Below are 25,771 nucleotides of genomic sequence, written 5' to 3'. Positions count from 1 at the left end.
AATTTCAATTATAAGTTTGTAGCCACTAAAGTAACGCCCAACGTCAGCAGCCTGATTGTTTTTTGAACGGGCAGGCTGAACGTCCGATTCGGTATCCACAACACTTCGGATGCCCAACGCAGTACCTCAAACCTTTTTAAGACAGGACTGAGATCATGCCATACGCAAGCGACGTTGATGCACTCGCATCATTGATCAAGCAAAACCCGACCTGGGCTGCCATTAACCCGAAGCACGCGGCTCGTATGCGCGCTCAGAACCAGTTCAAAACTGGTCTGGACATCGCTAAGTACACCGCCAAGATCATGCGCGAAGACATGGCTGCCTACGACGCCGATACTTCTCAGTACACTCAGTCTCTGGGTTGCTGGCACGGCTTCATCGGTCAGCAGAAGCTGATCTCTATCAAGAAGCACTTCGGTAGCACCAAGCGTCGTTACCTGTACCTGTCTGGCTGGATGGTTGCTGCTCTGCGTTCCCAGTTCGGTCCGCTGCCTGATCAGTCCATGCACGAGAAGACTTCTGTTTCCAGCCTGATCGGCGAACTGTACACCTTCCTGCGTCAGGCTGACGCGTGGGAACTGAACCACCTGTTCCGTGACCTGGAAGCTGCCGAAAACGCCGGTGACGCTGCCAAGGCCAAGGAAATCGAAGCTGCCATCGACGGCCACGAAACTCACATCGTGCCGATCATTGCTGACATCGACGCTGGTTTCGGTAACGCCGAAGCGACCTACCTGCTGGCCAAGCAGATGATCGAAGCGGGTGCTTGCTGTATTCAGATCGAAAACCAAGTTTCCGACGAGAAGCAGTGTGGCCACCAGGACGGTAAAGTAACTGTTCCTCACGCTGACTTCCTGGCCAAGATCAACGCCGTACGTCTGGCGTTCCTGGAACTGGGTGTTGACGACGGTGTTATCGTTGCCCGTACTGACTCCCTGGGTGCTGGCCTGACCAAGCAGATCGCCGTGACCAACGAGCCGGGCGACCTGGGCGACCAGTACAACAGCTTCATCGACGGTGACGTCATTGAAAGCGCTGACGACATCGCTAACGGTGACGTTGTTATCAAGCAGAACGGCAAGCTGGTTCGTCCGAAGCGTCTGGCTTCTGGCCTGTTCCAGTTCAAAGCCGGCTCTGGTGAAGACCGTGTTGTTATGGACTGTATCGCCAGCCTGCAGAACGGTGCTGACCTGCTGTGGATCGAGACTGAGAAGCCTCACGTTGGCCAGATCGCTAACATGGTTAACCGCATCCGCGAAGTTGTTCCTAGCGCCAAGCTGGTTTACAACAACAGCCCGTCCTTCAACTGGACTCTGAACTTCCGTCAGCAGGTATTCGATGCCTGGGCTGCTGAAGGCAAGGACGTATCTGCTTACGACCGCGACCGTCTGATGAGCGCTGACTACGACGCGACCGATCTGGCTGAAGAAGCCGACCGTCGTACTGCCAGCTTCCAGCGCGACGCTGCTCGCGAAGCAGGTATCTTCCACCACCTGATCACTCTGCCGACTTACCACACTGCGGCCCTGTCTACTGACAACCTGGCCAAAGGTTACTTCGGCGACGAAGGCATGCTGGCCTACGTTGCTGGTGTACAGCGTAAGGAAATCCGTCAGGGTATCGCCACTGTTAAGCACCAGGACATGGCTGGTTCTAACATCGGTGACGACCACAAAGAATTCTTCGCTGGCGACGCCGCGCTGAAGGCTGGTGGTAAGGACAACACCATGGGTCAGTTCGAGAACATCTAATCTCGACCGACACACAGTGTTGACGAAAAAGGCGACCTTCGGGTCGCCTTTTTTCGTTTACGATTTTGCCGCCGCCAGCCTCTCCCGGGTGGCCAGGCGTCCCTCCCGCCGGACTTCGGCATCCTGGTATCGCTGCTGTTGCTGCTCGGTTTCCGGCACCACTGGGCTCACCTCCACCGGTCGACGCTCGTCGTCCAGGGCCACAAAGGTGAAAAACGCCGACAGGATGTGGCGAGTTTCCCCGGTGTAACTGTTCTCCGCCAGTACCTTGGCGCCAATTTCCATGGACGACCCCCAGGCCCGGTTCAGCGACAGGTTGAACAGCAGGGTGTCACCCCCTTTGGCAGGCGCGCGAAAGTGGATCGAATCTACGGCAGCGGTGACACAGACCTGGCCAGAATGACGTTCGGCAACCACCAGCGCCAGGCGATCACACTTGGCCATGATCAGGCCACCGAAGACGGTTTCGTGGGAATTCAGGTCGTTGGGAAACACCTTGTAGACGTGATTATCGATCGCCGATGCAGCGACTGGCTTGGCCGTTTTTGACTCATTCATTGTTGTTCCTCGCAGGCTGGCAGGGCATCAAGGCTACCAGTAGCTGCCGCTGCTGTCTTGCAGGTGTCAGTTTGAAAGACGGAATGGATTTCGTTAGCACCCTGAATTATTGGGGGTTTTTGTTGTAGTGGTGGGTTGTTGTTGCAGAGGTGAGACAGGTTTTCGGGGATGGCCGGTGAGATGCTTCGAAAGTGGATCGTTTTTTTGCTTTCCTTTCAAATGGTTGCAGCTGGTTCTTTGGGTTTGGCATGGAAATCGCTCTACCCGTATGTGAGGACCCATTCCGGTCGCCAGAGCAAACAATTGAGGGTGTCGGGAGGGTGTTCGTAAGACGACAACCACAAACATTGTCAAAGAAGGAACGAAGACCATGAAAACTCAAAAAAGCTTGCTAGCGCTGGCAATCGCGATGAGCCTGGGTATGTCCGGGGCCGTCTTGGCGGACCAGGGCGGCGATGGCAGTCCCAACACCAATGCCGATGATGACGCTGTGGCAGTCAATGATTCGTTCAAGATCGCCGACAGTGGCAATACCGACAATACCGACAACTCGGACAACAGTGCCAATGCGAACGACTCGTTCAAAGTCGCAGACAGTGGCAATGACAATTCCGACAACTCGGATAACTCGGACAACAGTGCCAATGCGAACGACTCGTTCAAAGTCTCAGACAGTGGCAATGACAACTCCGACAACTCGGATAACTCTGATAACAGCACTGATGTGAACGACTCGTTCAAGGTAGCTGACAGTGGCAATGACACCGACAACTCGGATAACTCGGACAACTCCGACAACAGCACCAATGTGAACGACTCGTTCAAGGTGGCTGACAGTGGCAATGACACTGATAACTCGGACAACTCTGATAATTCGGACAATTCGGACAATTCCGATAATTCAGACAATTCCGACAACAGCACCAATGTGAACGACTCGTTCAAGATCGCCGATAGTGGCAACACCGACAACACCAACAACTCCGATAACTCCGACCACAGCGTTGTGGAACTGGACCTGAGCGTCTACCTCAACAGTGCTGAACTGGATGGCAGTGTGTCTGGTGTCAGCACTACCTATGGCAGTGCCGATGATGACGGGTCCTATACCTGGCAGAGCAACCATAACGAGATTTCCGGTGGCTCAGCGAACTTCACCGGCGTCGGAATCGTGTCCCAGACTGCCGGGAACGGCAACCTGACTCAGGGCAGCATCAATGTGATGTCTAATCTGAGCACCGGCGGGAACTGATGGGTGGAGCCCGGTCGTGCCAGTGTGGCGCGGCCGGCATCCCCAGGAGGGGTTCCATGGGTAAGTTCATCAGACGATGTTCGTGGGCTGTGGGCATGATGGTGTTGCTGCTGACCGCTGTTGCCCGGGGGGACGAGGCCGGAACACTGGAGATTGTTCCCCTGTCGACGTCGCAGCTGGAGGCGTCCAGTGGGCGTCAGGGCATTCCGCTGCAGTGGCAGATCAACCAGGCAGAGCAGAATGCGGGGCTGAGTGACAACGTGCTGTCAGGCTCGGTCGTCACCGGCGACAACATGATCTCGGACCAGGCCTTCCAGAACATGAGCGGGATTGCCACGGTGATCCAGAACACCGGAAACCAGGTGGTGATCCAGGACAGTACCCAGATCAACATTTTGATCAACCATTGAGGAGGTGGACCATGGGCAGGGTATTCACGGCGGTTTTGTTGGCCGTAGTTGTTCTGGCCGGGTCCACGTCCCACGCTGGGTCGGTTTCGATTCCGGGGCTTGGTGGCGACCTGCAGGTCAACCTGACCAGCTTCCAGGAGCGACGTTTCAGCGCCATTATCCGCCAACAATATGACTACAGTTGTGGCTCCGCGGCTTTGGCCTCGTTGCTGTCCTACCATTACGAGCACCCCGTTACCGAAGCGGAAGTTTTTAGTCGCATGCTGAGCCTGGCTGACCCGGCAAAGGTTCAACAGGAAGGTTTCTCCATGCTCGATATGAAACGCTACCTGGCCAGTGAAGGTTATCTGGCGGATGGTTTCCGGATGGACCTGGACGGTTTGCGGGAGCGGGTGGCGATACCGGTGGTTGTGTTGTTAACCCGGGACAGCTTCCGCCACTTCGTGATCATCAAGGGCATCAGTGCCAATGAGGTTCTGGTTGGTGACCCGGCGAAAGGCATGGCGATTTATGACCGGCAGACATTTCTTGAGAGTTGGGATGGCATTGCTTTTGTTATTCGCAACCATCTGGAGACAGGGCGGGCATCGTTCCGTCCGCGGGATCAGTGGCCGTCCATTGCCCGGGCGCCCATTGGTCGAGATTCGGCGAGTGGACGCATGCCGGTAGGCCACGAAATGGCCCGTTGGCCGGCGTACCTCGAATGGTGAAGATTATGGATATTCGACACTTTGATTTCATGCCAGCGGTAACGCGCGGCGTGTTGCTGGGAGCAGTTTTGGTGCTGTCGCCACCGGTGCATTCCGACTCGGTCGCCTGGCCTGACATGCTATCGGATCAGGAACTGGCCCAGTTGCGCGGTGGTTTTATGCTTGGCGACCTGGAAATTTTCATCGGTCTGGAGCAAGTGGTGGCCATTAACGGTGAGAACCTGGTACTCACACGCCTGACCATTCCCGACCTGAATCAGCAGTTCGATCCGGGGGAGCTGGCCGATGTGTTGGAAACCTCGTTGACCGTACCGGAAAGCTCACTGCCTGCCGGGCTGGTCATTGCGACCGATGTGATCGACAACGGCGGTATCCTGACCCGAGTACAGAATTCGTTGGATGAAACCGTCATCCAGACCCTTCGTCAGCTCAACATTGAATTCAACAACCTCAATGCGGCCCGTTTCCGTCCTGGCAACCAGGACGCGACTTACCTGCAGATGCTGCACCCTCGTTGACCAGGGGGCCTTGCTGACCAGGACGATGTGAAATCACCTCCGGCTGTGAAGCCGGGGGTGGATTTTTCTGGAAGGGGGGCTCAGAACGTCAGCGGAAACTTCACTGAGATTTCACTGTTAGGCGCCTGCTCGGTGACCCCGATACTGACGGTCAGGTTCATACTGGTGCTTCGGGAAAACTGTTGCGACAGCCCGAAGGACAAGGAGCCAATCTGGATCCGGTCGAACTGGGTGTCGGTGAGGTTGTCACCGGTTTCCAGGCTGGTTTTGGGGATCACTGAGTGGTCGTAGCCAAGGCTGAACGACGTGCGTTCGTTGAAAGCAAAGCCCATCCCGAAGCCGAACCGGGTGACGTTGCCGGGATTGATGGTGCCCCCGTTTTCCGGGCCTTTATCGTCCTTGAGGGTATAGCCGTAGCTGACGTTGCCAAACAGCACCGCCGGGTCCGAAGGGTAGATAAACGACAGTCCGGGCTCGAACGACCAAAAACCGGAACCGGTCGGACGTTCGGCAAGGACAATACCCACAACGTTGCCCTGATCGTCCAGCAGTTCCCTCCGGTCGACTTCGTAGGGGTTCTCGCCGGTGGGGGCCCTGACCAGAAAATTGCCGATCACGTAGGGCCAGCCAGCGAGACCGTCGTTGAACTGGTAGCGCAGGTTCCACTCGACATCACCGAGCCCCTCGCCATCGGATTCCCGCAAATTGTCCAAGGGGGTCCCCTGAAACGCCTGACGTTCGCGGTGATCCTCCTGAATGCTCAGGTAGGGAATGCGTAGGCCGGTTTCGAGCCGGCTGCTGATACCGTATTTGAGTGACAGGGCGGCGATAAAAATGTCCCTCTGCACTTCCGTAATGTTGATCAGGCCCACCACCAGGGCCGGGATGACGGTATAGCCTTCAATGGCAACGACCGTGGAGTTACTGTAGGCATGGGAAAATGCCGGTTCCACCGTCAGCTTCCCCGGTCGCGTGACAATCCCCCGATCCGTGGTGATGGAGGCAATCTCGCTGGCCTTGTCTGGCTGGTACTGCTCCGATTCCGGCGCACCGTAGTCGTCGTAGTCATCGGCGAAAACCGGGTAACCGAAAATACAGGCCAGTAACGTCAGGCCTAGCCGGTGCTTTGTCCATCTCATGAGAATTCGTCTCCCCGTTTGCTGCCCTGCTGGGAGGCATGGGCAATTGCGCCTTTGTGCTTTTCCATCAGCCGATACAGCGACACCCGGGAAATGTCGAGCAGGCGCGCCGCCGCCGAGACGTTGTTGTGGGTCATGGCCAGGCTGCAGCGGACCGCCTGACGCTCGGCCTGAGCCCGGAAATGATCGAGGCTGAGGGTTTCGGGATGGGTGTCTGTATCGGCGGGAAAACCCAGGTCCTGGGGTGACAGCTGTTGGCTGTCGCTCAGCAGAATGGCCTGGCGCAGCCGGTTGTCCAGTTCCCGGATATTGCCTGGCCAGTCATGGGCCATCAGTGCCCGCATGGCGGTTTCGCTGAGGCGCCAGTGAAGCTTGTTGCCCTGGCTGGCGGCGGTGGCAAAAAACAAATCGACCAGCTCCGGCAGGTCCTCCAGGTGTTCCTGCAATTCCGGTAGCTGAACCGACAGCCCGCCCAGGCGGTAGAACACATCCTTGCGGAACTGCTGGCTCTGGACCAGTTCGTCCAGGGGGTGGGCACTGGTGGCAATAACCCGGGTCTGTATGCTCCGGGGGTTCTTGCCGCCAATCCGGTCGATGAGACCGTCCTGGAGAAAGCGCAGCAGGGCAGACTGCTGGTCGGGCAGCAGCTCGTTGATCCCCATCAGCAGCAGGCTACCCCCATGGGCGGCCTCCAGGCGGCCAACCCGTGACTCCGAGGCGCTGGTAAAGGAGCCTTTCTCGTAGCCGAACAGCTCGCTCTGGGTCAGGGACGGGGGAAGGGCGGCGCAGTTCACTGAGATAAAGGGCCCTTGGCTAACCGGGGAGTGGTCGTGGATATAACGTGCAGCGGTCTCTTTTCCGGTGCCGCTGGCGCCGTAGATCAAGACTGGCTCCAACGTGCCAGCAAACCGTTGCAGCATTGAGCGGGTGTGACGTATGACGTCTGAGTTGCCAGCGAGGGCGTGGCGTTGCAGCGAGGCTCGTTCTCCAGACACCAGTTGAGCCCTCAGGCGGGCCATGCCCCACAGGTGCCCGAGTACGGTGTTCAGGCGTGTGGAGTCGAGTGGCATGGTGTGGTAATCGGCACAATGGGTCCCGATCACGTTGCTCAGGATTTGGTCCTCCAGGGGCGCGGTGGTGGTCAGCCCAACCCAGGTGGTTGGGCTTAGGGTGTTTAACCAGTCTTCCAGCAATGGGACATCGTCCGTGACGCAGTGCTGCAGATCGAGGACGCCAACCCGGGCGCCATTGCCGTTGGCAATCTCGTGGGGGGGCTGGTGGAGGTTGATCTGGTGGATGTCCCAGTGGTTGGAAAGCAACAGACTCGTGATCGCAGGATCAGGCGAGGGTGAAAGCCAAAGCAGCGTTCTTCTGTGCTCCATGTCATTTCTCCAGTCGATATTGGTTATCGGGCTGGACTGCGACTCAGCGATACCGGGGGTACAGGCGCAGGAATTGCGGCTGAACAGATATTCGGATATTAAGGCAGGATGTGTGCCATGAAAAAATCCTGGCAGGAAAACAAGACGGTTGCGCACCCTAATCGGGTAACACCGCCAGTGAACCTGTAAAAAACACTGACGGCCGCAAGGGAGAATGGCTGAAAAGCGACCCGCGCTCAGCGGGGTTGGTGATTGTGGGTCATGTAGTCGTCGATGTGGCTGGCGAGGGCAACGCCGGTTTCGTTCATGGTGAGGTAGGCCTCGTTGGCGCCGGCTTCCTTGATGAGTTCAGCCTCATCAGCAAACATGGTATGGGCGATGATGTAGCCATCAAACCCCTTGTGGCGAAGCTGACGGGCGGCGATCACCTTGCCTTCAATGTCACTCATGGCCAGTACCACGGCTTTGAGGTTGGGCATTTTTACGTCGGCCCAGAAGGTGGTGTCTTCCCCGTCGGCGAACACCACATTTCTTCCGGCCTTAAGGTGCATATGGGCTTTGGCCGGGTCGGAGTCCAGTCCCATGATGTTTGGCTCCGCCTCGGCAAGCCGGTCGTAGGCCGCTGAGCCGGTGCGCCCCATGCCCATCACCAGGATACGGGTGTCGCCAAGGGAAATGGGTTGCTCATCCGGGTGTCGGCGGTGGCCTTCAAAGGGGGTCAGGCGTTGGGAGTAGCGCTCGTAGAGGGAGTGAGAGATCCGGTTAATCGGGGCGGAAATGACAAACGACAGCGACAGCGCGATGGCCAGCGGGATCAGCCACTCCGGCAGGGCGACACTGGCCACGATCAGGCCAAATTCGCTGTAGTTGCTCAGGGACAGGGACGTCAGGAAGCTGCTGCGTGCCCGTAACCGGAATGCCAGCAACAGGAAAAAGAACAGCACACCTTTGAGGGGGAGTGCCAGCGCCGCCACCAGGGCGAACATCAGGGCATCGTGATCAGGTAGGCCGCCGATCCCGATTTGCAGGAAGAAGGCGACAAGGAAGACTTCCTTGACGCTCCAGAGAGAGCGTGACAGTTCGATCGCCCGCGGGTGGTTGGCGAGCATCGCGCCAAAGATCAGCGCACCCAGCTCCGAGCTCAGTCCCACTGCATCAAAGCCAATGCCACCGAGGACCAGGGCCAGCAGCAGGCCAAGCAGTACCAGCAGCTCATCGTGCCCGCTAGCATCAAGCAAACGGTATAGGGCCGGGCGCAGCAGGGGCAGGGCAAACACCAGCAGTGACCAAGGCGAAGGGGATTCGCCCGAGGTAACGCTCATGACCACCAGGGCAATCAGGTCCTGGACGATCAGGATGCCAATGGCTACCCGGCCGTGAAAAGCCCGCAGCTCCCGCTTGCCTTCAAGAACCTTGGCGGCCAGTACGGTGCTGGAGAACGACAGGGCGATGGCCAGCAGCACCGCGTGCTGGAAGTCCATGCCCAGCACGAGGTACGCCGCCGGGGTGAAAATGGCGGTGGTGATCGTGAAATGCAACAGCCCGCCGCCAATCACCTCGGCACTGAGGATCGATCGCAACTTCAGTTTCAGCCCCACCGTAAACAGCAGCAACAGCACCCCCAGATGGGCCACGTGGTCGAGAAATTCGGTGTTCTCAACCGCCAGTGGGGTGACGGTGGCGAGTCCACTTAAGGCAAAGCCGGCCGCCAGATAACCCACCAGCGGGGGCAATCCGACGGACTTCACCAGCAAGCCCAGGGTGAATGCGAAAGTAATCCACAGTGCTTCAGACATTCAGTTGTCGCCAATAAAAGACTGGACCAGGGTGGCCGAGCGCTCAGGCACCTCAATCATCGGGGCGTGGCCAATGCCTTCGAGAACGAGGGCCTCGGACACCGGTATCTGCTGTTCAAAAAACTCCGCATTGCGGAAATTGATCACCCGGTCCTGGTCACCCCAGATAATCAGCACTGGCGCGGAGATGGTAGCCAGTGCGTCGAGGAAGGATGCTTCGCTACCGGAGTCCCGCAGGGCCTGGAAAATCTTTTCATTGACGGCACGGTTGGCAATGGCCCGCTCCTCCATCACCTCGTAAATTGGCCAGGGCGCAAAGGGTTTTTCCTCCAAGGCGAAGTCCACCAGCCGCTCCATATCGCCCGGCTGACTGACAATCAGCGGGTTGGAGCCGTCCCTGACCAGAGAGACCAGCTCGCTTTCATAGTGAAAGACACCGGCCGGATTGAACAGTACCGCATTCTTCACCTGATCCGGATAGCGGGCCGAGTAGAGTACGGTAATTGCGCCACCCATGGAGTTACCAATAAGGTTCACCTGGTCGAGCTCCAGCGCTGAGAGAATGCGATTGAGGTATTCGACCTGGTTTTGCAGGCGGTAGTCGCGGTCCAATTCTTTGCTGCTGTCGCCATGCCCGGGAAGGTCGATGGCATACACCTGGTAGTGTTCGGTCAGTTCGCCGGCCATGCGCACCCAGTTGTCTTTGTTGGCGGCGAAGCCGTGGATCATCACCAGGACCTGGCCATCGCGGGCCTCGGTGTTGCTGAGATAGGCAATACGGAGGTCACCGACGGTGATTTCGTGAGGGGTCAGGCCGGCGGAGTCACGCTCCCAGGCGATGGCTTTGTCGAACAGCTCGTAACGGCTGCAGCCGGCCAGCAGTGCCAGAATACAGGCCAGCAGTGCCAGGTTCAGTGGGAACTGCTTGTTCATGATCCGGGTCTCCATCCTTACTGGTTGAAAAATCCTTTGTTTGTTAGCTCGTTACAGTAAAGCAAAAAAAAGCCCGGTCAATCAGCAACCGGGCCTTCTTGATGCGTTACCGCTGGGGAAATCAGCCGTTTTCCCGGGCGATGGCCCGGTAGGCGATGTCCTTGCGGTAGAAGGCGCCATCCCAGCTGATCTGGCCAGCCAGGGCATAGGCTCGCTGCTGGGCTTCGGTCACGGTGTTGCCAAGGGCGGTGGCACACAGTACCCGGCCGCCATTGGTTACCACCTGGTCGCCGTTGAGTTGGGTACCGGCGTGGAAGACCTTCTCGCCTTCGGTCTCATCGGTCGGCAGGCCGGAAATCACGTCGCCCTTGTTGTAGCTGGCCGGGTAACCGCCCGCGGCCAGTACGATGCCAACAGATGCTCGCCCGTCCCATTCGGAGTCGCACTGGTCGAGCTTGCCATCGATGGCGGCCTGACACAGTTCAACCAGGTCGGACTTCATCCGCAGCATGATCGGCTGGGTTTCCGGGTCGCCGAAGCGGCAGTTGAACTCGATGACCTTGGGTGCACCGTTGGTGTCGATCATCAGGCCAGCGTAAAGGAAGCCAGTGTATGGATGGCCTTCAGCGGCCATGCCACGAACGGTGGGGTAGATTACCTCGTCCATGATGCGCTGGTGCACATCAGCCGTGACCACCGGAGCCGGAGAGTAGGCGCCCATGCCACCGGTATTGGGGCCGGTATCGCCATCGCCGACGCGTTTGTGATCCTGGGAGGTGGCCATCGGCAACACGTGCTCGCCATCGACCATCACGATGAAGCTGGCTTCTTCGCCTTCCAGGAACTCCTCGATGACCACGCGGCTACCGGCGTCACCAAAGGCATTGCCCGCGAGCATGTCCTTGATGGCCTCTTCCGCTTCTTCCAGGGTCATGGCGACGATGACGCCTTTACCGGCGGCCAGGCCATCGGCCTTGACCACAATCGGTGCGCCCTGCTCACGAACGTAGGCCAGGGCCTCGTTAACGTCGGTGAAGTTGCCGTAGCCTGCGGTCGGGATGTTTTGACGGGCGAGGAAGTCCTTGGTGAACGCCTTGGAGCCTTCCAGTTGGGCGGCGCCTTCGGTGGGGCCGAACACGCGCAGGCCGCGGCTGTTGAACAGGTCAACAACGCCAGCTACCAGCGGTGCTTCCGGGCCAACAATGGTCAGACCGACGTTGTTGGCCTCGGCAAAGTCGGCGAGGGCGTTCAGGTCCATAACGTCGATATCGACGTTCTCCAGATTGGGTTCCCGCGCCGTACCGGCATTGCCGGGGGCGACGAACACCTTGTCGGCGTCCGGAGACTGGGCTGCTTTCCAGGCCAGTGCGTGTTCACGTCCGCCGCTACCAATTACCAGAATATTCATCGTGTTTTTCCTTCGCTGATCAATGGCGGAAATGGCGCATGCCGGTGAAGACCATGGCAATGCCGTGCTCATTCGCTGCGTCGATCACTTCCTGGTCTCGCATGGAGCCACCCGGCTGGATCACCGCAGTAATGCCGGCTTCAGCAGCGGCATCAATGCCATCGCGGAACGGGAAGAAGGCATCGGAAGACATCACCGAGCCCTTGACCTCCAGACCTTCGTCTGCCGCCTTGATGCCGGCGATCTTGGCGCTGTACACCCGGCTCATCTGGCCTGCACCAATACCGATGGTACGGCCGGCTTTGGCGTAGACGATGGCGTTGGATTTGACGTATTTGGCCACTTCCCACGCGAACAGCAGGTCGTTGAGCTCCGCTTCCGTCGGCTGACGCTCGGTTACCACCTTGACGTCTTCCATAGCAACCATGCCCAGGTCGCGGTCCTGAACCAGCAGGCCGCCAGTCACGCGCTTGTAGTCGAGGGCTTTGCTGCGCTCACTGTTGAACTCGCCACAGGCGAGCAGGCGAACGTTCTTCTTCGCGGCAACGATCTCGACGGCGTCATCGGCAACGGTCGGTGCAATGATGACTTCAACGAACTGACGATCAATGATCGCCTTGGCGGTTTCCGCGTCCAGCTCCCGGTTAAAGGCGATGATGCCGCCAAAGGCCGAGGTCGGGTCGGTAGCGAAGGCCAGGTCGTAGGCCTGGAGAATGTCGGCGCCGATGGCCACGCCGCAGGGGTTGGCGTGCTTGACGATGACGCAGGCCGGGTCGGCGAATGGTTTTACGCATTCCAGGGCGGCATCGGTATCGGCTACGTTATTGAAGGACAGTTCTTTGCCCTGCAGTTGCGTGGCGGTCGCGACACTGGCTTCCTGGGGGTTACTTTCGGCGTAGAAGGCGGCGCGCTGATGCGGGTTCTCGCCGTAACGCATGTCCTGCACCTTAACGAACTGGGTGTTGAAGGTGCGTGGGAAGTCGGCGTTGTCATTATCAGCGGTGCGGCCACCCAGGTAATTGGCGATGGCGCCGTCATAGCTGGCGGTGTGCTCGAACGCTTTGACCGCCAGGTCGAAGCGGGTGGCGTAGGTGAGTTCGCCGCCGTTGTCAGCCAGTTCCGCCAGAACCCGGCCGTAATCCGAGGCGTTGACCACGATGGCGACATCGTTGTGGTTCTTGGCGGCCGCGCGAACCATGGTCGGGCCACCGATGTCGATGTTTTCAATCGCGGTTGGCAGGTCGCAGTCTGGCTTGGCAACCGTGGCTTCAAACGGATACAGGTTCACCACCACCATGTCGATGGGGTTGATCTGGTGTTCGCTCATCACTGCATCGTCGGTGCCGCGACGGCCCAGGATACCACCGTGGATCTTAGGGTGCAGGGTCTTGACCCGGCCGTCCATCATTTCCGGAAAGCCGGTGTAATCACTGACTTCAGTAACGGCAACTTGGTTGTCCTGGAGCAGGCGGAAGGTGCCGCCGGTGGAGAGCAGTTCAACGCCTTGCTCGACAAGGCCTTTGGCAAATTCAACGATGCCGGTTTTATCGGAAACGCTGATCAGCGCGCGACGAACGGGGGTGTTTTCCTGATTAGCCATGGTTCACATTTTTCACTGGATATGAACGAATGAAGGCCTCGCGAAAGTAGTCCGGGAGGCCCTCTTGAGATTAGGGTGTCTGGATTATAGCAGACCGTACTGCTTGAGCTTCTTGCGCAGGGTGCCGCGGTTCAGACCCAGCATGGTGGATGCTTTGGTCTGGTTGTTGCGAGTGTACTTCATCACCTGCTCCAGAAGCGGGGCTTCCACTTCGGAAAGCACCAGCTGGTAGACGTCGGTCACCGGGGCACCATCAAGTTGGGCGAAGTAGTTTTTCAGGGCCACCTCTACGCTATCACGCAGGGTGACGGCATTGCCGGTGCTGTTGACCGTTTGCAGTTGATGGATGTCATCACCCGCATTCGGAAGCCGGTTGTCGTTTGCCAAAGTCTCAGCGCTCATGCTGCGAATACCTCTCCATTTCGTAAGCCTGAAAAATACAGTTGAATACTTTCTTTCTGCTCCAACGGGTCTTCAATGGCGTTGAAGCGTCGTCTGAATGCTTTGCTGTCGTCGTGGGTCTGTAGATACCAGCCCACGTGTTTCCGAGCGATCCGGGGGCCCATGACGTCGCCGTAGAAGGCGTGCAGGGCGTCAAGGTGACCGCTCAGAATGTCCTCCACCTCATCCAGAGACGGAGGCGCCAGGTGCTCTCCGGTCTCCAGGAAATGCAGGATTTCCCGGAAGATCCAGGGTCGGCCCTGGGCCGCGCGCCCGATCAGCAGGCCGTCAGCGCCGGTGTGGTTCAGGACCTGCTTGGCCTTCTCCGGAGAGGTAATGTCTCCGTTGGCGAAGACCGGGATGCTGACCTGAGATTTCACCTCGGCGATGGTGTCGTACTCGGCCTCTCCTTTATAGGCATCCGTCCGGGTACGGCCATGAATGGCCAGGGCCTGGATGCCGGCATCCTCTGCCATGCGTGCAATCAGCGGTGCATTGCGGTGGTCGGGGTCCCAGCCGGTGCGCATTTTCAATGTCACCGGGACGTCCACTGCCGCCACCACGGCGGTCAGAATGTCACGAACCAGCGGTTCGTCTTTCATCAACGCTGAGCCCGCAGCCTTGTTGCAGACTTTTTTAGCCGGGCATCCCATGTTGATGTCGATAATCTGGGCGCCCTGTTCAGCATTCATCCGTGCCGCGTTGGCCAGCATGTCCGGGTCGCCGCCGGCAATCTGTACCGACCGTGGCTCGGGTTCGCCGGCATGGTCCAGTCGCAGTCTGGATTTGCGGGTATGCCAAAGCTTGCTGTCTGCAATCACCATCTCGGAAACCGCCAGTCCGGCCCCGAGTCGCCGGCAGAGCTGGCGAAACGGACGGTCGGTCACACCGGCCATGGGTGCCACGATCAACGGGTTGGGCAACGTATAAGGCCCGATTTTTGTCGTCGGCAGCATGGTCTGGATCCGGTGTCATAGCAATTTGCGAGAGGCTCGGACAGGAGGCGACTCCCTCTGATCGAGGGGAATGGTGCTCCCAAATTCCGAAGGGCGACAATGATACCGCCGAGAATTGCGCTATTGAAGAGGCGAAAGGCTGAAAAAGTTGATTATTTTTCGCTCTTATTGGTTGACTTTTAGTCTGTCAGATGACCTGTGCTGGTCGCGGTGAAGTCAGTGCTCGCTTACGGGCTGTAAGGCCGGAAGACAATATTGTAGTTGACCGCATCACGGCCGGGGTCGCGAATCCGGATGGCAATCCGTACCGGAACTTCCGAAGGCATGGTGCCCAGCTGCCCCGCTTCGCCGGCCAGGTAGGCCTCTGGAGGGAATACGCTCTGGGCCACCACATCACCGTTCAGGTTCGAGAACGTCAGGGCTATGGCCGGGAATGGTTGCTCGAACGGTGCCCGGTTGACGATCTCGGCATCCACCACCAGGGCGGTCCGGTTCTCGGGGTCGGTTCTTACCACCAGCTTGCGGCTTTGGATGCTGTCGATATCAACCAGCGGTGCCAGCTCACAGCCAGCGTACTGACAGGCCATTTCATAGTAGGGGCGCAGCTTTGGCATGGCTGACAGGCGGTCAAACTGGTAGTAGCCGACCTGGGCCCCGAGAGCGCCCAGCAGCGCCAGTACCATAAGGGTCCAGAAGGTGGTCTTGATCCAGCCGTATCCTCGCTTGCCCGATACCGAAATGGGGTCCCGGGACAGGTTCTGGAACTGCTCGGGTTTTGCGGAGGATTTGGGCGCCTCGGAAGTCTCAGGTTGTGGCTCGGCTGCGGCCTGCGACGTGCCCGTTGCCGTGAAGGCTGGCTGAGGGCGGCGATCGTCGGTGTCCAGCTGCAGACTGAGTTCGTCGGCGCTCTCCCGCCGTGGGGGCTGAGTAGTGGCCTTGGGCTCAGGTTGAGGTGTTGGCTCCGGCTCACTCGCCAGCTGAAAGTCCGGTTCCCGGGATGCTGCGGGTTCCTGGCGGGCCGGTGCCGGAGACTCTGGCGGACGGGGCGTCGGTTTGGCGGCTGCCGGCTCGTCGTGGTCATCGTCGAGTATGGCTTCAGCCCAGCTTTCGTCTACGTTCGTTTCGCCGGATTCCAGCTCGTCGTCGGCCGTGAAGCCGGTAAACGAGCCTTCTTCTATGGCCAGGAAGCTGTCGCTGAGCTCGTCTTCCGAGAACAGCGAGTTGCTTCCTTTATAACCGCGCTCGGATGCATCCTCTTCCGGGTTGTCGGCAAAGACAAACTCGTCCTCCGAGGCCTGTTGGAATGCGGCGGCAGGTTTTGCCGGTTTGTCTTCAGCCGCTTTAGGCGGCTCAGGCTGAGCGGCCGGCTTGGATGGTGTCGCGGTGGTTCGGTGCTCCAGGGCATTGAAAACGCCCATACAACTACCGCAGCGAACTTTACCGTTGGCCACGCTGAGTTGTTCTGCGGTTACCCGGAATTGGGTTTTGCACTTGGGGCAGCGGGTCAGCAGACTACTCTCGGACATCCTTCCTTCCTGCTCTTGCTCTGGGGTTGCCTTGACTCGGGGCAGTTTAGTCGTTCAGCCTGCGGTCGTCACCTGTTGTTGCGGCGTCCTGTGAGGCGTATCCAATCTTCTTGCTGAACCGGTTCGTCCATCGTGAACCAGGGCTCGTACGCTTCCATCACGTCGCGGGCCTGGTTGGATAGGATGCCAGACAGTACCAGGTGCCCTCCGGGGCTAACCTTGCTTGCCAGGTGTGGGGCCAGTGAAATCAGTGGCTGGGCAAGGATGTTGGCCAGCATAACGTCGGCCATCAGCTCCGGTTCGTCTTCAGGCAGGTACAGGTCCAGTCGGCTGTCCTCGACACCGTTACGGCGGGCATTGTCGCGGCTGGCTTCCAGAGCCTGTGGGTCGGTATCCACCCCCATGACATGACGGGCACCCAGTAGCAGCGCTGCCAGTCCCAGGATGCCGGAGCCGCAGCCGTAATCGATGACCTGGGCGTCGGCCACGTCCTGGCCATCGAGCCATTCCAGGCACAGGGCGGTGGTTGGGTGGGTGCCGGTGCCAAACGCCAGTCCGGGGTCGAGCATCAGATTGGCAGCATCGGGGTCCGGTGCTTCGTGCCAGCTGGGGACAATCCACAGGCGTTCGCCGAATTTCAATGGTTTGAAGTCGTCCATCCAGGCTCGCTCCCAGTCTTTGTCCTCAACCAGGGTTACCTCAATGTCAGGCAGGGCTTGTTGGGTTTGCTGGTGCCAGGCATCCCGGATGGCAGAACACAGCTGGTCGATGTTGCGTTCGGAGTCGAACAGCCCGGTGACCTGGGTCTGGTGCCACAGCGGTGTGGTGCCCGGGTCGGGTTCGTACAGCGGTTGGTCGGCAGCGTCTTCCATGGAAACGGCGTCGGCGCCCATTTCCATAAGGAGATCCTCCAGCTGATCCGCGGTTTCCGGATCAGCTGGGATCTGTAGTTGAATCCAGGGCATAGGGGGTCTCGTCTGGCTTGTTCAGTGTCCGTGTTTGCCCTGGAGAGTCGGCTGGGGTCAGTCCCGAATCAGCTTCTCCAGGTAGTGGATGGTGAAGTCTACCTGTTTAAAGCCGCCATCGCGTACCAGTTTTCGATGCAGGGGCTGGTTGGTCTTGATGCCCTCAACCACCAGTTCGTCCAGCGCGTTCTTCATCCGTCGCCGTGCGATGTCCCGGTCATCCCCCCAGGTGATCACTTTCGCAATCAGGGAGTCGTAGTATGGTGGAACCGTATAGCTGCTATAAAGGTGGGAGTCCACCCGCACACCGTTGCCGCCAGGGGCGTGGAAATGCTTCACCTTGCCCGGGCTGGGTACAAAGGTAGTGGGGTCCTCGGCGTTGATCCGGCACTCCAGGGCATGACCGCTGATCTTGATGTCGTCCTGGCTGTATTGCAGTGGCAGGCCACTGGCTATGCGCAGCTGCTCCCGGACGATGTCAACACCAGTGACCATCTCCGACACGGGATGCTCAACCTGAACCCGGGTGTTCATCTCGATGAAGTAGAAGCGACCATCCTGGTACAGGAACTCAAAGGTACCAGCACCAACGTAACCGATTTCCTTGCAGGCCTGAACGCAGGCATTCAGTGTGGCTTCCCGTGCTTCCGGATCAATGTTGGGTGCCGGTGCCTCTTCCAGAACCTTCTGGTGGCGGCGTTGCATGGAGCAGTCACGATCACCCAGGTGGATGACGTTGCCATGGGTATCGGCCAGGACCTGAACCTCAACGTGGCGGGGGCGCTCCAGGTATTTTTCCAGGTATACCGTGGCGTCGCCGAACGCATTGCGGGCTTCAGACTGGGTAATCTGGATGCTCTTGAGCAGCGATGCCTCAGTGTGGACCACCTGCATGCCGCGGCCACCGCCGCCGGATGCTGCCTTGATGATGACCGGGTAGCCGATTTCGCGGGCGATGCGCAGGGTGCGTTCGTCATCGTCAGTGACCGGGCCGTTGGAGCCGGGAACCGTTGGGACACCAGCCTTTGTCATGGCGCTGATGGCAGACACCTTGTTGCCCATCAGGCGGATAACGTCTGCAGAGGGACCGATAAAGCGGAACCCGCTCTGTTCCACCATTTCAGCGAAGTCGGCATTTTCCGCCAGGAAGCCGTAGCCGGGATGGATGGCGACCGAATCGGTCACTTCCGCGGCGCTGATGATGGCGGGAATGTTCAGGTAGCTGTCTACCGGGCTGTTCGGGCCGATGCAGACGGATTCGTCTGCCAGCCTAACGTGCATCAGGTCCCGGTCGACCTGGGAGTGAACCGCAACGGTGCGGATACCCAGCTCCTTGCAGGCGCGCAGTATCCGGAGGGCAATTTCCCCCCGGTTCGCGATCAGAACTTTTTCTATCATGGCCATGGCTCAGCTACACCGCTATCAGGAAATGACGACCAGAGGCTGGTCGAACTCAACCGGCTGGCCATTTTCGACCAGAATTTCGGTGACCGTGCCGGCCTTGTCAGCTTCGATCTGATTCATCATTTTCATGGCTTCGACGATACAGATCACGTCACCGGCGTTGACCTGCTGGCCAACTTCGATAAAGGCCTTGGCCGTTGGGGACGGCGACCGGTAGAAGGTGCCGACCATCGGAGATTTCACCGCGTGGCCGCTGATCTTGGCTTCAGCAGGGGCTGCTGCGGCCGGCTCGGCAGGTGCTGCGACAGGCGCTGGCGCTGCGGCCGGTTGGGCGGCCGGAACGGTGTATTGTGCGACAATGCCACCACCGCTGTGCTCGCGACGACGAGAGATCCGTACCGAGTCGTCGCCTTCCTGAATCTCCAGTTCTTCGACGTCAGATTCTTCCAGCAGCTCAATCAGTTTCTTGATTTTGCGAATGTCCATAGTCAGTCCAGTCCCGTTTGTACGTTCAGGTCAATTGTTGATTCGTTTGATGGCAGCCTGCAGGGCCAGATCGTAGCCCTGGCTGCCTAATCCACAGATAACGCCCACGGCGATATCGGAAAAATAACTGTGATGGCGAAACGCCTCCCGTGCATGCACGTTCGACAGGTGTACTTCAATAAACGGTATACCTGTGGCGAGGATCGCATCCCGCAGCGCCACGCTGGTATGGGTAAAGGCCGCCGGGTTAATGATGATGAAATCGACACCTTCCGCACGCGCTTCGTGGAGCCGTTCGATCAGCTCATATTCTGCATTGGATTGCAGGTGAAGCAGGTGGTGGCCCCGTTCGGCCGCCTGACGGAGGAGGCGGTTGTCGATGTCATTCAGGGTTTCGTGGCCGTACACCTCCGGTTCGCGGGTGCCGAGCATGTTCAGGTTTGGGCCATGGAGAACCAGGATTGTAGACATGGGAAGCAATTGCCTTACTGATGTTTTCTGACAGGATTGCCGAAATTAGCAACATTTTCCAGCTTGTCCTGGTATTAATCCATGAAAATCCATCCATTTTGGCGGCTTTGAAGTGACGATTCCATGACGCTTGGGGTCAGGGAGGCCAAAAGGCGCAACCTGACTGCCGTCATTCGTCGGCATCACCAGCCAGCATGGCCATTGTCAGTAACCCGGCGAATGCCGTCCATAAGACGTTGGTTTCATAACCCGGGGTTCCGGACGTACGGTTTTTGGGTCACTTCCCCGCCCAAAGGCCAGCTACTGAAGTGCTAGGTGGATGCTGCCAGAGTGCTCTGTAGCGCACTTTGGGGCCATGCAACTATGCAAGATCAAGACACCCGACAATAAGGGGGGAATAATGAGGGATGTCGAGATGTGTCGTCACTTGCTGGGGGTCAAGGCTCCCTGGGACGTCAGTCATGTCCGAATGGATGCGCAGAGCCGTCAGATTCATGTCTACCTGACGCGCGGGCGCTCCTGGTTTGGTCGTTACCTGCCGGATCAGACCCTGTCGCGTTGGCGCCATACCAACCTGGGTTCCTGTCAGACGTTTATCCACGCGACGGTTCCGGACAGTCTTGAGGTCGAAGAAAAGCGGGCCGCCTACCTTGGCGAGTCGGGTAACGAGTTCAGCCACGGCCTGGCCAGCCGCGTGGTGGACTGTCTCCAGGCGGGCATGAGCTACCGGCAGGTCTGTGACCTGATGAATATTGATGTGCACCTGGCCTGGCAGATTCGCTTGGCCATCAGCGAAGGCACCTTGCCCGGGGTGGCCGAGGACGTGTCGAAACGGCTGCGCTCTGAAGGGCCGGGGGCCGCCAAGGCAACGCAGATACCGCCTGGAAACGACCCAGTCTGGCACAACATGCTCAGCTCTGATCGCCCGCTAGAGGTGAGGATGCTGAGTTTGCGTCTGTTGCTGACCCGCTGCCGTCAGGAGTTCGGCCAGTTGCGGGGCGAGGAGGCTCGCCGACTTAAGATCAACGAGATCCGGCGTTTCTTCATCAAGCACGAGAAGCAGCTGGCTTCTGAAATTGAGCAGTTGGCCCAGTTTCGCGACGGCGCTGCCGCGGGGAGGCTGGAGTCATGACTATGGGATCCTCAGGCTGGCTGGCGGATCTGGAACAGGCCAGTGCCCTGATCGAGAGCGGTGCCACCCTTGCCATTGCCGGCGACGTTGAACTGCTGGCGAGCCTGCCGCGAGGGAACTGGATTGGCGGCAGCACACCCTATTTCATGGCGGAAGAGGGCGGTGCCTGTCGTTCCGACCGGGTTTTCATCCATCAGTTTGATGTCGGCGAGGGGGTCATTGAGCGCTACGACCGGTCGTCATTGCCGTCGTTCCTGGTGGATGCCCCGGAAAATGGTTTCACCCTGCTGATTTTGCCTGCCGGCAGTGGCGTTCTGGAAGATTACGCCCGCTATGCGCCCAGCTACCACGACATGTTCCTGAAGCCGGTTGCGGGCTGGGTGTCCGGTGTGCGGGTTGACCGGCTGGGGAAGGATGCCGCCCAGGTGGTAGATGGCCGCACCGGGGAGTGTCTGACGCAGGCGGCGATCGCACTGCACCTGGCGTTGCCGGAGGGTTCGGAGGCCATGGTTCATGCCATCAGCCTGTTTGAACCCGGAGACGGGGCTGAGATCGAGTTCCCAGCCACCGGCTTCTCGGCCGGCGACTGCCTGGTCGATGGTAAGCCGGACAAGCTTGCCAACTACATGAAAGCGGCCCGGATTGATCATCGGCTTCCGCTGGTGGCGGATTACAGTGGGGCCATGGTCAACGTCAGTATTCAGGAGGTGGATGAAGCCAGTGGCGAGGTTGCCTTCTATGCGCCGGTCTTTGAAGGGGTGCGGTATCGCTTCGCCAGGCCGATTGGGGACTACCCGGAGCAGTTCCTTCAGGCCATGCCCTCGGAGCCTGGCAAGGTGTTGTTCGGCTGCAACTGTATTCTCAACTACCTGTACTCAGAGCTGGAAGGCCGTCGAACGGGCGACCTGACCGGTCCCATCACCTTTGGTGAAGTGGCCTACCAACTGCTGAACCAGACCGCGGTATACGTCACCCTGGAGGCGATGTAAGCCGACGGTGGTGCCGGTCTCAGTTGGCGGCCGGCACCACCGTATTGCGCCCTTCTGATTTGGCCTGGTACAGCGCCCGGTCAGCCCGTTCACACAGGCTCTGGGCGTTCTCGCCCTGTTGGCCGTTCCAGCGTGCGATACCGCAGCTGAAGGTGACCTGGAATTCGTGGTCGCCGGCTGGCTGCAGCAGTTCCGAAAAGCGTTCTCGGATCTCGTTAAGCACGGCCACGGCGTCGTCTTCGTGGGTGCCTGGCAGAATCACCGCAAATTCCTCACCGCCATAACGACCGATATGATCGGTCTTGCGCAGGCGTTGTTTGAGGAACATCGACAGACTGCGTAACACCCGGTCGCCTATGGGGTGGCCGTAGGTGTCGTTGACCTTCTTGAAGTAGTCAATGTCCATCATGGCAAAACACAGGGGATGACCCTTCTGCTCGGCCTTGGCAATTTCCTGTTCCAGCAGGTTGAGGGTATGGGTGTGGTTGTACAGCCCGGTCAGGCTGTCGCGGATCATCAGTGCCAGTAGTGAACGAGCCCGCCGGCCACGGTTATGGATGGTGGCGACCAGGTGTTTGGGATCGATCGGCTTGGTCAGGAAATCATCGCCACCGAGGCTCATGGCGTGGAGTTGCTTGCTGACATCATCCTCTGCGGACAGGTAGATGATGGGGACGCTGTGGAATCGATCCTGCTGGCGGATCACCCGCGCGATCTCCATCCCGGTACAGCCAGGCATGTACATGTCGAGGATGATGATTTCCGGCGAGAACTGTTCCAGGGCATGAATGATCTGCATGGGGTCGGTGATGATGTGAGCCTTCATGCCGGCTTTGGTCAGCACCGTCTCCATGAATTTGGCCTGGGCCCGGGAGTCGTCCAGTACCAGCACCCGGTAAGGCTCGACTGTGTTGCCGTGGGTGTAGGTCTCGATTTTCTCGATCAACTGCCCCGGATCGACCGCTGGATAGAAATACTCCTCTCCACCGCAACGGGATGCCCGCAGGCGGGTCTCGATGGTGCCGTCTTCATCACTGATGAAAATAATGGGGATGGGCGTCTCATGGCGCTCCTGCAGACGCTCCACGGTTTCGATGCCACTCTGACCACCATGACCAAAACCGATGTCTACCAGGATGGTTTCCGGCTTATGCAGGGCGCAGGCTTCAATCAGGTTTTCAGCATTGTCAAAGGCGCAGGCCCGGAAGCCGAAGAACTCCAGTTGCTTGATCAGCCGGGCGGCCATATCGCCATTGCTCAGTGCTATGTAGACCGGAGTGCGGCGGTAGACCCGCGGTGGCTCCTCATAGCCCCGGTCGGTGCGGCGCTGGGTGACCTGGGACAGATCCTCAATGGCCGATGTGAAAGGCTCCATCAAGGCTGATGGGAGCGCACTGCCGACCGGCCACTGCTTCAGGGTTTCGGCAAGCCGAAGACCAGCACTGGCGTGGCTGCTCATTTCAAAGCGTTCCGCGTAACGGGCCAGTTTGTCGATGGCATTGTCGAAATCTGCCCGGAAGGCTGAGGAATCGGTGTCGGAGGTACAGATCTTTTGCCAGGTATCCAGCACAACCCTGGCCTGAGTGGTAACGCGTCGGGCAAAGTGTTGGCGGAGCTTTTCCTTCTGGGACACTTCGTTCATAGGCTCTCTGGCGGTCCTTTATTATTGAAGACAGCGGTTGTCGGGTTGGATAAGGCCTATCGCTGCCTGTCTTTTTTCAACACTAGTCAATTCACAGAGTCTATAGTGTTTAATAATGTCGGCGTAGGCCATGCCGTGTAAACGTTTGTCATATTTTGTGGCTGCATGATACGAGCCGACAACAGGCCAGACCAGGAACAACCAGGCAGGTTCAGCGATTCATGGACAGCTCGGCCCGATCCTCCCAGAAACGCAGGGAAGCCGTTACCCTGCGAGCGGTGCTGCTGGTGTTTACCGGCAGTCTGCTGCTGCTATTGCTGTTGGCCAGTATATCCCTTGGCCTGACCAGTTTCCGGGACTACATCTCAGGACAGCTGTCAGATCATGCCCAGGATGGTGCCACGGCTCTGGGCATGTCTCTGTCCCACGCCATTGATGGCAGCGACCCGGTTGCTTCAGCGTCGCTCATTGATGCCGCCTTTGATAGCAGTCGTTATCTCAGTGTCCAGTACCTCGACACCGCCGGTGATACCGTCGCGGCCCGGATTCAGCCGCTGGGCTCGTTCGGGGTGCCTGCCTGGTTCATGAAGCTGGCGGACATTCCGCTGACCGAGGGACAGGCCGAGGTGACCCGGGGCTGGCGGCTGCTGGGAACAGTGAGGGTCATCAGTGACCCCCAGCAGGCCTATCAGGACCTGTGGAACATCACACTCGGACTGGTCGCGCTCAATGCCATCATTGGTGGCCTGGGGTTACTGGCGCTCTATCTGATCCTGACCCGCACGCTGTCCCCCCTGCGAGAACTCGAAGCCCAGGCCCAGGCGGTCAGTCATCGTGATTTCAGTCGTCGGGTGACCACCACCTCAACCCGTGAACTGAACCGGGTAACGCGGGCGATGAACCAGATGTCCGACGACCTGGGCGTGCTGTTCGAAGGGCAGGGGCGCCTGATCCAGCACTTGCGCCAACTCAACAACGAAGACCCGGTGACCGGGCTGGCGAGCCGGACTGCGTTCGATCGTCGCTTGCGGGTTGAGGTGGAGTCGGAAGAGCGGGCGGCGCCCGGCGGCCTGCTGCTGTTCCAGTTGTCGGATTTCTCGGACTTTAACCAGCGTTTCGGCCGTGATACTGCCGATGAACTATTGGCCAGTGTTGCCTCGGTGGTGAGGGAGTTCGAGCTTCGTCATGCGGGCGTGTTCGCCGGTCGCCGCATGGGCGCGGAAATCGCCGTGTATATGCCCGGTGCGGGTATGGCTGACAGTCTTCACTGGTCCAACGAACTGATCCAGGCAGTGGATGGCCTTTATTCCGATGCCGCCGTCCCGCTGGAGGTGGCGGTGTATGGCGGGGTGGCCCAGGCCAGTGAGGGCATGACCATCGGCGACCTGTTATCAGCGGCGGATGAGGCCATGCGCCAAGCTCAGGCCGACGGTGTCACCGGCTGCCATGGCCGTGACCCCTCAACGAACGGTCACCGTGGTGCGGAATCCTGGCGCGCCGTCATAACCGAGGCCCTGGCGTCGAAGTCGGTGGGCATCTGGAAACAGCCGGTGATACGCAGCGACGGTGAAACCAGGGCGTTCAACCAGGTGTTTTCCCGCATTCGTTGTGACGATGACTGGATTCGGGCCGGTGTCTATGTACCGATTGCGGAACGGTTCGGGCTGATGCCGGCCATCGACTTGCTGGTGCTCGACAAAGCGCTTCAGCTCCTGCGTCAGGACCCTGGCCAGCAGCTGGCGCTGGCGGTGGGGCAATCGTCAGTGGCGGATCAGGTGTTTCGTGACACCCTGATCGGTCGGCTCAAGGACGCGCCGACCATCCGGAAACGGCTGTGGGTCGGTATTTCCGAGCAGACCATTCATCATCACCGCAAGCCAGCGACGGCGTTGGCGTTGGCCCTCAAGAAACTGGGGGTGGGTATGGTGGTGGATCACTTTGGCGTGGGTGGCGTACCTTTTACCTACCTTCAGGGCCTGCCGATCCGGGCCTTGCGTGTCGATCACAGTTTTGTCCATAACATCGCCAGCCACGACGATAACCGGTTCTACCTGGAACAGGTGACCTCCATTGCCCATGGCGTCGGGGTGCAGGTGTTTGCGACCGGGGTGGAAACTGCCAGCGAATGGGAGACCGTGCAAAAAATGGGGTTGGACGGGGCTATGGGCTATCACTTGGGGCGCCCCAAGCGGATCAATGGCGACGGCGAACACTGACGATAGCTTCCGCTTGGAACTTGGCAGAAGGTCGTGCCTTGCCGCGTTGCACTCAAGAGGCGATTCGGTCATGGTATCCGCAA

23 protein-coding genes are annotated in these 25,771 nt (G+C 59.0%); 8 read left to right on the top strand and 15 right to left on the bottom strand.

The features are described from left to right. The first annotated feature begins 155 nt into the window (after nucleotides 1-155). Complete coding sequence (locus BMZ67_RS00700; protein ID WP_092020007.1) at nucleotides 156-1,754, top strand: isocitrate lyase; 1,599 nt, start codon at nucleotides 156-158, stop codon at nucleotides 1,752-1,754. A 57-nt stretch (nucleotides 1,755-1,811) separates the two neighbouring features. On the opposite strand, the gene BMZ67_RS00695 is transcribed toward BMZ67_RS00700, so the two are convergent. Then, entirely contained in the window at nucleotides 1,812-2,312 is a 501-nt protein-coding gene (locus BMZ67_RS00695; protein ID WP_092020006.1) for an acyl-CoA thioesterase, read from the bottom strand. Nucleotides 2,313-2,682: 370 nt separating this feature from the next. Between BMZ67_RS00695 and BMZ67_RS00690 the strand changes: the two genes are divergently transcribed. The 4 genes from BMZ67_RS00690 to BMZ67_RS00675 are packed head-to-tail and all read left to right on the top strand — an operon-like array spanning nucleotide 2,683 to nucleotide 5,202. Further along, nucleotides 2,683-3,564 carry a dentin sialophosphoprotein gene (locus BMZ67_RS00690; RefSeq protein ID WP_092020005.1) on the top strand — a complete coding sequence of 294 codons (882 nt, stop codon included), beginning with the start codon at nucleotides 2,683-2,685 and terminating at the stop codon, nucleotides 3,562-3,564. 56 nt (nucleotides 3,565-3,620) lie between these two features. After that, nucleotides 3,621-3,974, top strand: coding sequence for a hypothetical protein (locus tag BMZ67_RS00685; protein WP_245749827.1), 354 nt, complete (start codon nucleotides 3,621-3,623; stop codon nucleotides 3,972-3,974). 11 nt (nucleotides 3,975-3,985) lie between these two features. Continuing rightward, on the top strand, nucleotides 3,986-4,684 hold the full coding sequence (locus BMZ67_RS00680; protein WP_092020004.1) for a C39 family peptidase: 699 nt from the start codon (nucleotides 3,986-3,988) through the stop codon (nucleotides 4,682-4,684). A gap of 5 nt (nucleotides 4,685-4,689) precedes the next feature. Continuing rightward, complete coding sequence (locus tag BMZ67_RS00675) at nucleotides 4,690-5,202, top strand: hypothetical protein (protein WP_139214309.1); 513 nt, start codon at nucleotides 4,690-4,692, stop codon at nucleotides 5,200-5,202. Between the two features lie 80 nt (nucleotides 5,203-5,282). Here the strand turns inward: BMZ67_RS00675 and BMZ67_RS00670 are convergent, their stop codons facing one another. The 13 genes from BMZ67_RS00670 to aroQ form a co-directional block, all read right to left on the bottom strand. Continuing rightward, nucleotides 5,283-6,341, bottom strand: coding sequence for a transporter (locus BMZ67_RS00670; protein WP_175481804.1), 1,059 nt, complete (start codon nucleotides 6,339-6,341; stop codon nucleotides 5,283-5,285). Next, the gene (locus BMZ67_RS00665; RefSeq protein WP_092020002.1) at nucleotides 6,338-7,723 is read right to left on the bottom strand and encodes a sigma-54 dependent transcriptional regulator; all 1,386 of its coding nucleotides are present in this window, start codon (nucleotides 7,721-7,723) and stop codon (nucleotides 6,338-6,340) included. Before BMZ67_RS00665 ends, BMZ67_RS00670 begins: the two co-directional genes overlap by 4 nt. Nucleotides 7,724-7,959: 236 nt before the next feature. Next, nucleotides 7,960-9,519: a cation:proton antiporter family protein gene (locus BMZ67_RS00660; RefSeq protein WP_092020001.1), complete on the bottom strand. Its 1,560-nt coding sequence runs from the start codon at nucleotides 9,517-9,519 to the stop codon at nucleotides 7,960-7,962. After that, the gene (locus tag BMZ67_RS00655; protein WP_092020867.1) at nucleotides 9,520-10,452 is read right to left on the bottom strand and encodes an alpha/beta fold hydrolase; all 933 of its coding nucleotides are present in this window, start codon (nucleotides 10,450-10,452) and stop codon (nucleotides 9,520-9,522) included. A 121-nt stretch (nucleotides 10,453-10,573) separates the two neighbouring features. Next, the gene (purD, locus tag BMZ67_RS00650) at nucleotides 10,574-11,860 is read right to left on the bottom strand and encodes a phosphoribosylamine--glycine ligase (RefSeq protein WP_092020000.1); all 1,287 of its coding nucleotides are present in this window, start codon (nucleotides 11,858-11,860) and stop codon (nucleotides 10,574-10,576) included. A 19-nt stretch (nucleotides 11,861-11,879) separates the two neighbouring features. After that, complete coding sequence (gene purH, locus BMZ67_RS00645) at nucleotides 11,880-13,460, bottom strand: bifunctional phosphoribosylaminoimidazolecarboxamide formyltransferase/IMP cyclohydrolase (protein ID WP_092019999.1); 1,581 nt, start codon at nucleotides 13,458-13,460, stop codon at nucleotides 11,880-11,882. 84 nt (nucleotides 13,461-13,544) lie between these two features. Then, nucleotides 13,545-13,862 (bottom strand): DNA-binding transcriptional regulator Fis, encoded by a 318-nt coding sequence (fis, locus tag BMZ67_RS00640; protein WP_092019998.1) that lies wholly within the window; start codon nucleotides 13,860-13,862, stop codon nucleotides 13,545-13,547. Continuing rightward, nucleotides 13,859-14,854 carry a tRNA dihydrouridine synthase DusB gene (gene dusB, locus BMZ67_RS00635; RefSeq protein ID WP_175481838.1) on the bottom strand — a complete coding sequence of 332 codons (996 nt, stop codon included), beginning with the start codon at nucleotides 14,852-14,854 and terminating at the stop codon, nucleotides 13,859-13,861. Before dusB ends, fis begins: the two co-directional genes overlap by 4 nt. 230 nt (nucleotides 14,855-15,084) lie before the next feature. Then, a complete protein-coding gene (locus tag BMZ67_RS00630; RefSeq protein WP_092019996.1) occupies nucleotides 15,085-16,383 on the bottom strand; it encodes a DUF3426 domain-containing protein in 1,299 nt (432 codons plus the stop codon). A 68-nt stretch (nucleotides 16,384-16,451) separates the two neighbouring features. Beyond that, nucleotides 16,452-17,348 carry a 50S ribosomal protein L11 methyltransferase gene (gene prmA / locus BMZ67_RS00625; protein WP_092019995.1) on the bottom strand — a complete coding sequence of 299 codons (897 nt, stop codon included), beginning with the start codon at nucleotides 17,346-17,348 and terminating at the stop codon, nucleotides 16,452-16,454. Between the two features lie 57 nt (nucleotides 17,349-17,405). Next, nucleotides 17,406-18,752: an acetyl-CoA carboxylase biotin carboxylase subunit gene (gene accC, locus BMZ67_RS00620; RefSeq protein ID WP_092019994.1), complete on the bottom strand. Its 1,347-nt coding sequence runs from the start codon at nucleotides 18,750-18,752 to the stop codon at nucleotides 17,406-17,408. An 18-nt stretch (nucleotides 18,753-18,770) separates the two neighbouring features. Beyond that, entirely contained in the window at nucleotides 18,771-19,238 is a 468-nt protein-coding gene (accB, locus tag BMZ67_RS00615) for an acetyl-CoA carboxylase biotin carboxyl carrier protein (protein ID WP_092019993.1), read from the bottom strand. 30 nt (nucleotides 19,239-19,268) lie between these two features. Further along, entirely contained in the window at nucleotides 19,269-19,709 is a 441-nt protein-coding gene (gene aroQ / locus BMZ67_RS00610) for a type II 3-dehydroquinate dehydratase (protein ID WP_092019992.1), read from the bottom strand. 400 nt (nucleotides 19,710-20,109) lie between these two features. On the opposite strand from aroQ, the gene BMZ67_RS00605 reads away from it, so the two are divergent. Both BMZ67_RS00605 and BMZ67_RS00600 read left to right on the top strand, forming a co-directional pair. Next, nucleotides 20,110-20,841: a hypothetical protein gene (locus BMZ67_RS00605; protein ID WP_139214308.1), complete on the top strand. Its 732-nt coding sequence runs from the start codon at nucleotides 20,110-20,112 to the stop codon at nucleotides 20,839-20,841. After that, on the top strand, nucleotides 20,838-21,830 hold the full coding sequence (locus BMZ67_RS00600; RefSeq protein ID WP_092019990.1) for a DUF6976 family protein: 993 nt from the start codon (nucleotides 20,838-20,840) through the stop codon (nucleotides 21,828-21,830). Before BMZ67_RS00605 ends, BMZ67_RS00600 begins: the two co-directional genes overlap by 4 nt. A 19-nt stretch (nucleotides 21,831-21,849) precedes the next feature. Here the strand turns inward: BMZ67_RS00600 and BMZ67_RS00595 are convergent, their stop codons facing one another. Further along, complete coding sequence (locus tag BMZ67_RS00595; RefSeq protein ID WP_092019989.1) at nucleotides 21,850-23,472, bottom strand: diguanylate cyclase; 1,623 nt, start codon at nucleotides 23,470-23,472, stop codon at nucleotides 21,850-21,852. 221 nt (nucleotides 23,473-23,693) lie between these two features. Here BMZ67_RS00595 and BMZ67_RS00590 point away from each other — a divergent pair, with 221 nt between their 5' ends. After that, on the top strand, nucleotides 23,694-25,688 hold the full coding sequence (locus BMZ67_RS00590; protein WP_092019988.1) for a bifunctional diguanylate cyclase/phosphodiesterase: 1,995 nt from the start codon (nucleotides 23,694-23,696) through the stop codon (nucleotides 25,686-25,688). The last annotated feature ends 83 nt before the right edge of the window (nucleotides 25,689-25,771 follow it).

The sequence above is a fragment of the Marinobacter zhejiangensis genome (assembly GCF_900114775.1).
Lineage (GTDB): Bacteria > Pseudomonadota > Gammaproteobacteria > Pseudomonadales > Oleiphilaceae > Marinobacter > Marinobacter zhejiangensis.
The sequence above is the reverse complement of the archived record's forward strand: the minus strand, read 5'-3'. Positions and strand labels throughout refer to the sequence as shown.